Annotated in this window: 10 protein-coding genes and 1 tRNA gene; 6 read left to right on the top strand and 5 right to left on the bottom strand. The window is 68.4% G+C overall.

All coding sequences use genetic code 11. From position 1 onward, the window contains the following. From B2Y21_RS10920 to B2Y21_RS10905, 4 genes are all read left to right on the top strand, one after another. Positions 1-1,260: exopolysaccharide biosynthesis polyprenyl glycosylphosphotransferase (locus B2Y21_RS10920; protein WP_292059713.1), on the top strand; the 1,260-nt coding region annotated here is incomplete at its 5' end. Next, positions 1,260-2,711: a lipopolysaccharide biosynthesis protein gene (locus B2Y21_RS10915; RefSeq protein ID WP_292059711.1), complete on the top strand. Its 1,452-nt coding sequence runs from the start codon at positions 1,260-1,262 to the stop codon at positions 2,709-2,711. The genes B2Y21_RS10920 and B2Y21_RS10915, both read left to right, overlap by 1 nt. Further along, entirely contained in the window at positions 2,708-3,643 is a 936-nt protein-coding gene (locus tag B2Y21_RS10910) for a glycosyltransferase family 2 protein (protein WP_292059710.1), read from the top strand. Before B2Y21_RS10915 ends, B2Y21_RS10910 begins: the two co-directional genes overlap by 4 nt. Continuing rightward, positions 3,640-4,593, top strand: a complete 954-nt coding sequence (locus tag B2Y21_RS10905) for a glycosyltransferase family 2 protein (protein ID WP_292059708.1) — start codon at positions 3,640-3,642, stop codon at positions 4,591-4,593. Before B2Y21_RS10910 ends, B2Y21_RS10905 begins: the two co-directional genes overlap by 4 nt. Positions 4,594-4,599: 6 nt before the next feature. On the opposite strand, the gene B2Y21_RS10900 is transcribed toward B2Y21_RS10905, so the two are convergent. Together B2Y21_RS10900 and B2Y21_RS10895 are read right to left on the bottom strand one after the other, a co-directional pair. Continuing rightward, a complete protein-coding gene (locus B2Y21_RS10900; protein ID WP_292059705.1) occupies positions 4,600-5,301 on the bottom strand; it encodes a hfsB in 702 nt (233 codons plus the stop codon). A 47-nt stretch (positions 5,302-5,348) separates the two neighbouring features. Further along, complete coding sequence (locus B2Y21_RS10895) at positions 5,349-6,791, bottom strand: GumC family protein (RefSeq protein WP_292059703.1); 1,443 nt, start codon at positions 6,789-6,791, stop codon at positions 5,349-5,351. A gap of 126 nt (positions 6,792-6,917) precedes the next feature. Here B2Y21_RS10895 and B2Y21_RS10890 point away from each other — a divergent pair, with 126 nt between their 5' ends. Both B2Y21_RS10890 and B2Y21_RS10885 read left to right on the top strand, forming a co-directional pair. Then, positions 6,918-7,640 carry a polysaccharide biosynthesis/export family protein gene (locus B2Y21_RS10890; RefSeq protein ID WP_292059701.1) on the top strand — a complete coding sequence of 241 codons (723 nt, stop codon included), beginning with the start codon at positions 6,918-6,920 and terminating at the stop codon, positions 7,638-7,640. Positions 7,641-7,684: 44 nt separating this feature from the next. Beyond that, positions 7,685-7,903, top strand: a complete 219-nt coding sequence (locus B2Y21_RS10885; protein WP_292059699.1) for a hypothetical protein — start codon at positions 7,685-7,687, stop codon at positions 7,901-7,903. Positions 7,904-7,990: 87 nt separating this feature from the next. Here the strand turns inward: B2Y21_RS10885 and B2Y21_RS10880 are convergent. From B2Y21_RS10880 to B2Y21_RS10870, 3 genes are all read right to left on the bottom strand, one after another. Beyond that, positions 7,991-8,067: transfer RNA gene (locus tag B2Y21_RS10880), tRNA-Pro, on the bottom strand. 67 nt (positions 8,068-8,134) lie between these two features. Then, positions 8,135-8,611 (bottom strand): DUF192 domain-containing protein, encoded by a 477-nt coding sequence (locus B2Y21_RS10875; protein WP_292059698.1) that lies wholly within the window; start codon positions 8,609-8,611, stop codon positions 8,135-8,137. A 26-nt stretch (positions 8,612-8,637) separates the two neighbouring features. Continuing rightward, complete coding sequence (locus B2Y21_RS10870) at positions 8,638-9,159, bottom strand: cold-shock protein (protein WP_292059719.1); 522 nt, start codon at positions 9,157-9,159, stop codon at positions 8,638-8,640. Between the last annotated feature and the right edge of the window lie 215 nt (positions 9,160-9,374).

Below are 9,374 nucleotides of genomic sequence, written 5' to 3'. Positions count from 1 at the left end.
CTGATCGGCGCGCTGATGACCCTGGGCCTGATGCGATCGCTGGGCCTGTATCGTTTTGACAACAGCCGGGCGCCCGCGCGCCATCTGGCCGGGGTCGCCGCCGTGGCGGGCCTGGGCGGCGCCTTCGCCTGCCTGCTGGGCCTGGCCCTGCCCAACGGTGAGACGCCGCTGGCCGAGTACGGCTGGTGGGCGATCGCCTCAGCGGTGTTGCTGACGGGACTGCACAGCATCTGGCGCATGCTGGTGGCCCAATGGCGCAGCCGGGGCGATCTGACGCCCAACGTCGTCGTGGTCGGCGCCACCCGTCACGCCGAATCGCTGATCCGCGAGGCGCTGGACCGGCGCGACCTGAACATTCTGGGCGTGTTCGACGACCGCCTGGCCCGCACGCCCGACGCCCTGGCCGGCGTGCCGGTTCTGGGCGGCACCGACGCCCTGCTGGAGCATCGACTGACGCCCTATATCGACCGGGTCATCCTGGCCATCGATCCCAAGGCCGAGGCGCGCGTCCGCGCCCTGACCCATCGCCTTGAGGTTCTGCCCATTCCCCTGACCCTGCTGGTCGACCCCAAGGGCGCGGCCCAGCGGAACGAGGCGCTGGAAAAGCTGGCCTCCTCCTCCCTGCCCCTGCTGGGCGGCGCGGTGGACGGCGAGCGGCGCGCCTTCAACAAGCGCATCCTGGACATCATCCTGTCGGCTCTGGCCCTGGTCGTGCTCAGCCCTGTGCTGTTCCTGATCGGCCTAGCCGTGCGGATGGACAGCAAGGGGCCGGCCCTGTTCCGCCAGCGCCGCCACGGCTTCAATCAGGAGGAGATCGTGGTGTGGAAATTCCGCACCATGCGTCAGGAAGCCTCCGACGCCACCGCCAGCCGTCAGGTGACCGCCGGCGACGACCGGGTGACGCGCCTGGGCAAGATCCTGCGCGCCACCAGCCTGGACGAACTGCCGCAGCTGGTGAACGTGCTGCGCGGCGAGATGTCGCTGGTCGGGCCGCGCCCGCACGCCATCGGCATGAAGACCGGCGACGCCGAGTCGGCGCGTCTGGTCGCTGAATACGCCCACCGCCACCGCATCAAGCCCGGCATGACCGGCTGGGCCGCCATCAAAGGCTCGCGCGGGCCGCTGCACACGGCGGATGAAGTGCGCGACCGGGTTCAGCTCGACATCGAATACATCGAGCGCCAGTCCTTCTGGCTGGACCTGTGGATCATCGCCGTGACCATTCCCGTGCTTCTGGGCGACCGGATGGCCGTGCGCTGATGTTCTGGAGGGGGGTGTTCGGCTACCTGCCGGCCAATATCGTGCAGGGCGTGGTCGGGTTTCTGACCATCATCATCTTTACGCGCCTGCTGTCGCCCGAGGATTTCGGGCGCTACGCGCTGGCCTATGCAGTGCTGACCCTGGCCCATGTGGCGACCTTCAGCTGGCTGGAAGCCTCCATGGCCCGCTTCTGGGCGGCCCAGTCCGACGAAACGCAGATGGCCGAGCATTTCGCCAGCCTGTATCGCGCGGCCTTCTTGATCACCGCCGTCTTCGTGCCGGTTGCCGGCCTGCTGGTGTGGCTGTGGCCCATGCCGGACAACTTCCGCCTGCCGCTGGCGGTGGCGCTGGCGGGGATTCCCGTGCGCTGCTTCCTGAAGCTGGCGCAGGAGCGGTTCCGCGCCGCGGGCGAGGTCGGCCCCGCCGCCGCCATCGACATCTGGAGCGCGGTCGCGGGGCTGGCCTTCGGCGTCGGCCTGGCCCTGCTGGGGATGGGGGCCGAGGCGCCGCTGGCCGGGATGCTGCTGGCGCCGCTGGCCGCCCTGCCCTTCGTCCTGCCCGCTGAACTGCGCGAGGCGAAGCGCGGACGGCTGGATCGCCAGCGGCTGAAGGCCTACGCCGTCTACGGCTATCCGATCGCCGTCGGCCTGGGGCTGACGGTAGTGCTGGCCTCGACAGACCGCTTCCTGCTGGCCCTGTTCATGGATGAGGCGGCGGTCGGCGCCTATCACGCGGCCTACAGCATCGCCAACCGCACGCTGGACGTCATGTTCGTGTGGCTGGGCGCGGCGGGCGCTCCAGCTTTGGTCATGGCGCTGGAGCGCGGCGGGCGCGAGGATCTTCAGGCCGCTGCGCGCGAGCAGGCCTCGACCCTGGTGCTGATCGGCCTGCCCGCCGCCGTGGGCGTGGCGCTGGTGGCGCGGCCGCTGGCCGAGTTCATGATCGGCGAAGACCTGCGCACGGTCGCCGCCTCGGTCACACCGTGGGTGGCGCTGGGCGCCTTCCTGTCGGGCATGACCACCTACTATTTCGGACAGGCCTTCACCCTGGGCCGCCGCACCGGCTGGCTGCTGCTGGCCATGAGCATTCCGGCGGGCAGCAACATCATCCTGAACGTCCTGCTGATCCCGCGCTTCGGCGTCATGGGCGCGGCCTGGGCGACGGCGATCAGCTTCGCGCTAGGCCTGGCGGCCTCCATGACCATCGGGCGGCGCATCCTGCCTCTGCCCGTGCCGTGGAACGCCCTGGTGCGCTGCGGCGCGGCCGCCGCCGTCATGGCCGGCGTGGTGATGATGCTGCCGCCGATCGGAGGCTTCCTTGAGCTGATGCTGGACGCAGGCGTGGGCATGATCGTCTACGGCGTGGTCGCCTACGCCCTGAACGCGGCCGGGGTGCGCGACCTGAGCGTGCGGCTGAAAGCTTTCCTGCGCGCACGGAGGCAGGCGGCATGAGTCACGCAATTCAGCACGACAGCTCCGCATGGGCCGAGGTGCGACCGATCCTGTCGGTGCTGATCCCCTTCCTGCGCGATGATCCGACCGACCTGTTGCAGCGTCTGGACGCCGAGGCGCCGACGCTGGCCGGACAGGCCGAACTGATCGTTCTGGACGACGGCACCAAGGACGCCGCGTTGACCGCGCGTCTGAGCGCCCTGATCGACGGCATGGCCCTGCCCGTGCGCCTGATCTCGCTCAGCGCCAATCAGGGCCGCTCGGAAGGCCGCAACCGCCTGGCGCAGGCCGCGCGCGGTCAGGCCTTCCTGTTCCTGGACAGCGACATGCGGCCCGACCATCCGGGCTTCCTGAAGATGTGGGTTGATCTGGCCCGCGATGCACGCCCGGCGGTGGCTTTCGGCGGCTTCTCGCTGTTGCAGGCGCCGCAGGACGCCCGCTTCGCGGTCCATCGCCACATGGCGGCCCGGTCCGACTGCATCCCCGCCGCCCAGCGCGCTGAACAGCCCGAGAAATACGTCTTCACCTCCAATCTGCTGGTCCGTCGCGACGTCTTCGATACGGAGACCTTCGATTCCGGCTTCAGCGGCTGGGGCTGGGAAGACGTGGAATGGGCCATGCGCGTCTCGCGCCGGTTCGAGGTCGTCCATCTGGACAACCCCGCCACCCACATGGGCCTGGACACGGTCGAGGCCCTGGCCGCGAAATATGAACAGTCAGCGCCGAACTTCGCCCGCGTCGTGGCCCGCCATCCCGACTTCGTTTCCGCCTATCCCAGCTATCGCGTCGCCAAGGCGTTGAAAGCAGTGCCGGGGCTGAAGGCGCTGCGTCCGCTGATCAAGGGCGCCGCCCGCGCGTCCGTCTTGCCGACCGGGCTGCGGGCCTTCGCCCTGCGCCTTTATCGCGCGGCCCTCTATGCGGAGGCGATATGAGCGCGCCCGACGTCGCCGTCGTCATCCCCACCATGCGCCGTCTGGAGAGCCTGACGCGCGCCCTGCGTTCGGTCTTCGCTCAGCAAGGCGTGGCAGGTCGGCTGCGCGAGATCGTCGTCGTCGACAACGACCCCGAGGCCAGTTCGCGCGAAACGGTCGAGGCCCTGCGGTCGGAAGCCCCCGTCCCCCTGATCTGGACCCATGCGCCGCGCCCCGGCGTCGCCACGGCGCGCAACACCGGACTGGCCGCCACCTCGGCGCCGCTGATCGCCTTCCTAGACGATGACGAGGCCGCCTCGCCGGCTTGGCTGGCCGCCTTGCTGCGCGCTCAGGAAGCAAGCGGCGCCGACGCCGTCTTCGGCCCCATTCGCGGCCGCGTGCCCGAAGGAACCGGCTGGACCACCCCTTACCTGGAGCGTTTCTTCGGCCGCCAGGGACCGGATCGGGACGGCGTGCTGGATCACGCCCACGGTTGCGGCAACTCCCTGCTGGTGCGGGCCACGGCCCTGCCCGGCGACCAGCCTTTCCATGTCGGATCTGATCAGATCGGCGGCGAGGACGACGTGCTGTTCGCCGCCCTCGAGGCGCGAGGCGGCCGATTCGGCTGGGCCGCCGACGCCTGGGTGGACGAGTTCGCCCCGCCCCACCGCGCCACCCTGCGCTACGCCCTGACGCGCGCCTTCGCCTATGGCCAGGGACCAAGCCAGACCGCCGCCGAAGCGAAGAACTGGCCCGGCGTCGCGCGCTGGATGGCGGTCGGCGCGGCGCAGGCGGCGGTCTGGGGCGCAGCGACGCTGGCCTTCAGCCTGATCCGTCACCCCAGGCGCGCTGAAATGGCCGACCGCACGGCGCGGGGGCTGGGTAAGCTGTTCTGGATGAAGGGCTTCGAGCCGCAGTTCTACGGCCAACGCGAACTGGACCGACTGAAACGCGCGGCCGAGCGGGGCTAGTTCGGCTTAACCGATAAACCGCTTGAGCAAGGCGGGCGGCTTCCACTTGGCCCGGTTCATCACCACCCCGGCGATGCGGCCGCCCTGGGCGTCGATCTCGTCACGCAGGGCGACAGGCCCGGCCGCGTCGGTCGTCTCCGCCGCAACCACCAGGACGGTGGCGTCGGCCAGCGGCGCCAGGGTCAGTATCATGTCGCTGCGATCCGCCGCCGGGGCGTCGATGACGACCGTGTCGGCGTGGGCGCGCAGCCGGGTCCAGTAGCGGGCGTCGTTGATCGCCTCAGCCCGTTGACCGGCGCGCAGAACTTCATTGTGGAACCGCGTGACGTAGAGACGGCCGCCCAGGCAGGTCTTGGCCGTCATCAACCGCCCCGGCGCCACCGGCCGCCCCTCGCGATCCCGCATCGGCGGCGTCACGGCATAGAAGGCCGATCCGTCCGGCGAGGCCTGGACCGCGGCCCCCAGTCGCCCGAAGCGGTCCGGCTGCGCCGCCACCTGCTCCATCTGCGCCTGTTGCGTCAGGTCGCCGTCGACCAGCCATGCCGGGCGACGGCCGCGCACGGCGGCCATGCGGGCGAACTCGCGCGCCACGGTCGAGACGCCCTCGCCCGTCTGGGCGGCGGCGAACAGAATCACGCGGCCGCGATGAGCCGGCGCTGGCCCCAGCGCCGCCCACAGTCCGGCCATTTCCGTCGTCAGATCGACCATGCGAATCGTTACGTGCGCCCTTTGGCCCAGCCTAGCACGAGCAAGGCTCAGGCGCTCTTGGCGGGCGCCACGGCCAGGACCGGCGCCTGCAGCGTGCGGCTGAGGGTCGTCGGCATGACGAAGCCGCGCTGCAGGAAGACCCGCAGCAGGCCGACGCACAGGGCGGTGAAGCCGGCGAAGGCCAGGACCGCGACCATCAGCGGGAAGCGCAGGCTCTTGCCCTTCGACGGCGGCTGGGCGCGTTCGATGACAGTGACGTTGTCGGCGCCCGCCTTGACCAGTTCGTTGTCGGCGCGGCTCTGCGTCTCGCGCTGCTGGAACTCGCGGATCGAGGCGGTCAGCACCTCGCGATTGCCGGCCAGGGTCGAGTTGCGCGACTCCAGCTCGGTCAGGCGCGTCTGCCGCGCGCGCAGATCGCCCAGTTGACGATCCAGCACCGCCAGGCGGGCGCCCAGGGCGTCCCGTTCGGCCTGAGCGTTGATGCGGGTGGTCTCCAGCTCGACCCAGACAGGGTTCGGGCCGGTGCGGACCTCCTTGGCGCCGACGGCCGTGCCGGAACCGACATAGGTCTGAAGCTGGGCGATCTTGGAATCGATTTCACGCACCGGCTGAGCGTCGGGCTGATAGCGGGCCAGCAGGCTCTCGCGCTCGGTGCGCAGTTGCAGGATCAGATCCTGGGCCGAGACGTTCAGATCCTGATACAAGGCGACCTCGGCCGGGGTGCGCGCCAGTTGCGCCACCAGGGTCGCCAGCCGCTGCGAAGCCTGCTGCAACTGGGCCTGAACGCCCATCCGTTCAGTGAAGACGGACTGATAGCTGTTGGCGACCGTCGACTTGGCCGTGGTGAAGTCGCCGATGGCGTTGGTGCGCAGGAACTCTTCGTAAGCGCGGTCGGCGTCGGCCAACTCCTGCTCGAACGTCTGGCGCTGGGTGCGGATGGCCGAGGTCGCGCGATCCTGGAACACCTCACGGCGATAGGTCAGGTACTGGTCGATCACCGTGTTCAGCACACGCGCCGACAGGGCCGGATCGCCGCTCTTGTAGCTCAGGCCCACGACCGGGCTGAGCGGCGTGACCTCCACGCCCAGGCCCGAGGCCACGGACCGGATGGCGGCGGCTTCCTGACGCGCCGGGCTCTCGGTCGAGGGCACGCCGCCCTGGAAGCTCTCGACGCCCAGGGCGCGCACCACGCGGCGCTTGACCTCAAGGCTGTTCAGGATGGCGGCCTCGGACTGAGCCACCTCGCTGGCCGAGGGCGGCATGGCGCGTTCGCCCATGCCCACGCGCGGCTGATAGACGTATTCCTGGCCCACGCCGACGAACAGGCTGGCGCCGGCCGTGTAGGTCTTCTTCATCGTCATGACGACGGCCGCGCCGATGGCGGCGATCACCAGGAAGATCACGATCATCAGCAGCAATTCGCGGAACAGCAAGGCCACGACGTCGACGACGCCGTAACGGGGACGAGCTGCTGCGAGGGAGGAACGCATGAAGATCGAATTTCTCGGTCAATGACTATTGTGCGCCACATTGAGGGCCATGCGTTAACCACGCATTACCTATAAGCCGTCAGCTTTGCCGAAGACGAAATTTCTCCGCCTGGACCGTCCCCGACCATGGATATTGATCGCCGCCTCATCCTCATGGCGTTGGCCGCCGGACTGGCCGGATGCGCCAGCGGCGCCCCTGCGGGCGGCGCCCGACCGCGACCGACCGTGGTCGACGACTTCCCGCCCAACCTGCCCTTCGCCGACTGGACCGAGGTGGAGCCGGAGTATCGGCTCTATCCCGGCGACGACATCGAGGTGGCCCTGCCGACCGCGTCGGAGCTGACGCGCCAGTTGAAGATCGCGCCTGACGGCCGGGTCTCTCTGCCGCTGCTGGGCCACGTCATGGCGGCGGACCGCAGCCTGTCCGAACTTGAGGCCGACATCTCCCACGGCTACGCCCCCCACCTGCTGCGCCCCGAGGTCGAAGTGACGCTGCGCCAGGCCGGCCCGCTGAAGGTCTGGGTCGATGGCGAGGTACGCAATCCCGGCATGTTCGACATGCCCGGCGACATCGACGCCTATCAGGCCGTCATCATGGCCGGCGGCGTGCTGCCGTCCGCCAGATCTTCGCGCTGCGCTCTGATTCGTCGCGGCCCCGGCGACGTCCGCATGATGAAGGTGATCGACCTGAGCGCGCCCCGCGCCGAAATCACGCCGATGCGGCGCGGCGACATCATCTTCGTGCCGCGCTCGACCCTGGGCGAACTGGCCGCCTTCTTCACCCAGTTCCGCGCCGCCCTGCCGATCGGCTTCTCCTACGCCATCAACGGCGGCTACGCCTCGACCTGACGGTCGCGGGACCGCTTACCCTTCAAACAAGCGTCGAGGCCGATATGTCCACCCTCCCGACCTTGACGACCGACCAAGCCTATCAGGCGATGAGAGTTTTTCTTGAGGCCTATTGGGAGCGTGGCGGACGCGCCGACACTCAGATCACTGATCTATTGTCTGGCATGCAAGGCGGAACCGAAGAGACCGCCGATCCAGCCATGTGGGCCGACTGGCTCGACGCCATTGGTGCTGTAACGGGTTTTCGACTGCCGGATTTATGAGGCAAGAGCTACAGTTCTCTCGAACAGTCGCACGCTGATGGTCATATCCATGCGATACGACGCCTCCGCCTGAAGGAGGCTAATCCGTGGTCGGGGCGAGAGGATTCGAACCTCCGACCCTCTGGTCCCAAACCAGATGCGCTACCAGGCTGCGCTACACCCCGGACCGACGGAGCGCTCTCATGGCACGGGCGGGCGGCCTCCGCAACGGATGAGGCGCCCTATTGTGGCTCAGGGTCGAAAGAAGGGGTGTTTAACCTGGTCGCCAGGCTTGGCGCCGATCTCGTCCGCCCGACCAGCCCGCAATTCAAGCACGCCATTGGCCGCCCCGTTCGACGGAATCGGCGCTTCGGAGTTGGGCGTGGCGTGTTTGGCGATCGAAACGATTCGCCCACGCGGATCGATGTAGAGGATGTCCAGCGAACTGGGCGTGTTGCGCATCCAGAAGCTCTGCTCGCCGGCCACGGGGAACTGGAACAGCATCCCTCGGTCGTCGGGCAAAGGCGGACGGAACATCAGGCCGCGCTGCCGTCTTTCATCGTCGTCGGCGATCTCGACCATGAATTTGTGCTCGCCCGAGGCCGTGACGATCGCCAGCGGCTCCAGCGGGCGGCCGGTCGCATCCAGCGGCCCCTTCTGCGCGCAGGCCGTCGTTGCAGCGGCCGCGGAAAGGGCCAGAATCAAAAGGATGCGCCGGCTGTAGTCCATGTCTTCGTCCCCCTATCGGACGAAGATCACCCGCCCGGTCTGATATCGGCCACGACCAGCCCCTTGGGGCCCACCGCGAAGCGCACGTTCACCGGGTCGCCCGGCAGCAGGTCGTCCAGACCGCAGCGGCGCAACGTCTCGACGTGGACGAAGATATCGCCCGCCTGACCGTCACGCACGACGAATCCGTAGCCCTTGGTGCGATTGAACCATTTGACGACGGCGGCTTCCAGCGGCCCCTCAGGCGCGCCTTCCGCCCAGGCGTGGGCCGAACTGTGCATCGGTTCACGTCGAACCGGCGCGGCGCTGGCCTCCAGCTCCACGATATTGACGACCTGCCAGCCCTTGGCTCGTTTGGCGCACTCGCAGACGATAGATGCGCCCTCGCCCGCCAACTCATGACCTGCGTCGCGCAGGCTGGTGACGTGCAGCAGCACGTCTCTCTCTTCGGTCAATTCCGGCTGGTCCGGCACGATGAAGCCGTAACCCTTGCCGGCATCGAACCATTTGACCCTTCCGACGACCTTTACGGTCTCAATCGGCTCCATCACGTCACTACTCGCCACCTTGAACCCCCGCCCGCAACACTACGGGTCAGCTACACTAACACGGTTCTTTCAACTCGGACAGACAGGTTGCCCTTTTTGCGCCATATTGTCGACAAGCAAATGTCGCGCATGCGAAAAGGCCGCGCGAAGGCGGTCGGTGACAGAAATTACGATGAGGGGAGAGAGTGTTATTCGCTCCGCGTGGCAGTCCCTAG

The organism is Brevundimonas sp. UBA5936, assembly GCA_002430835.1.
Classification (GTDB): Bacteria; Pseudomonadota; Alphaproteobacteria; order Caulobacterales; family Caulobacteraceae; genus Brevundimonas.
Note: the sequence above shows the minus strand (reverse complement) of the source record. Positions and strands in the feature narration are given on the sequence as shown.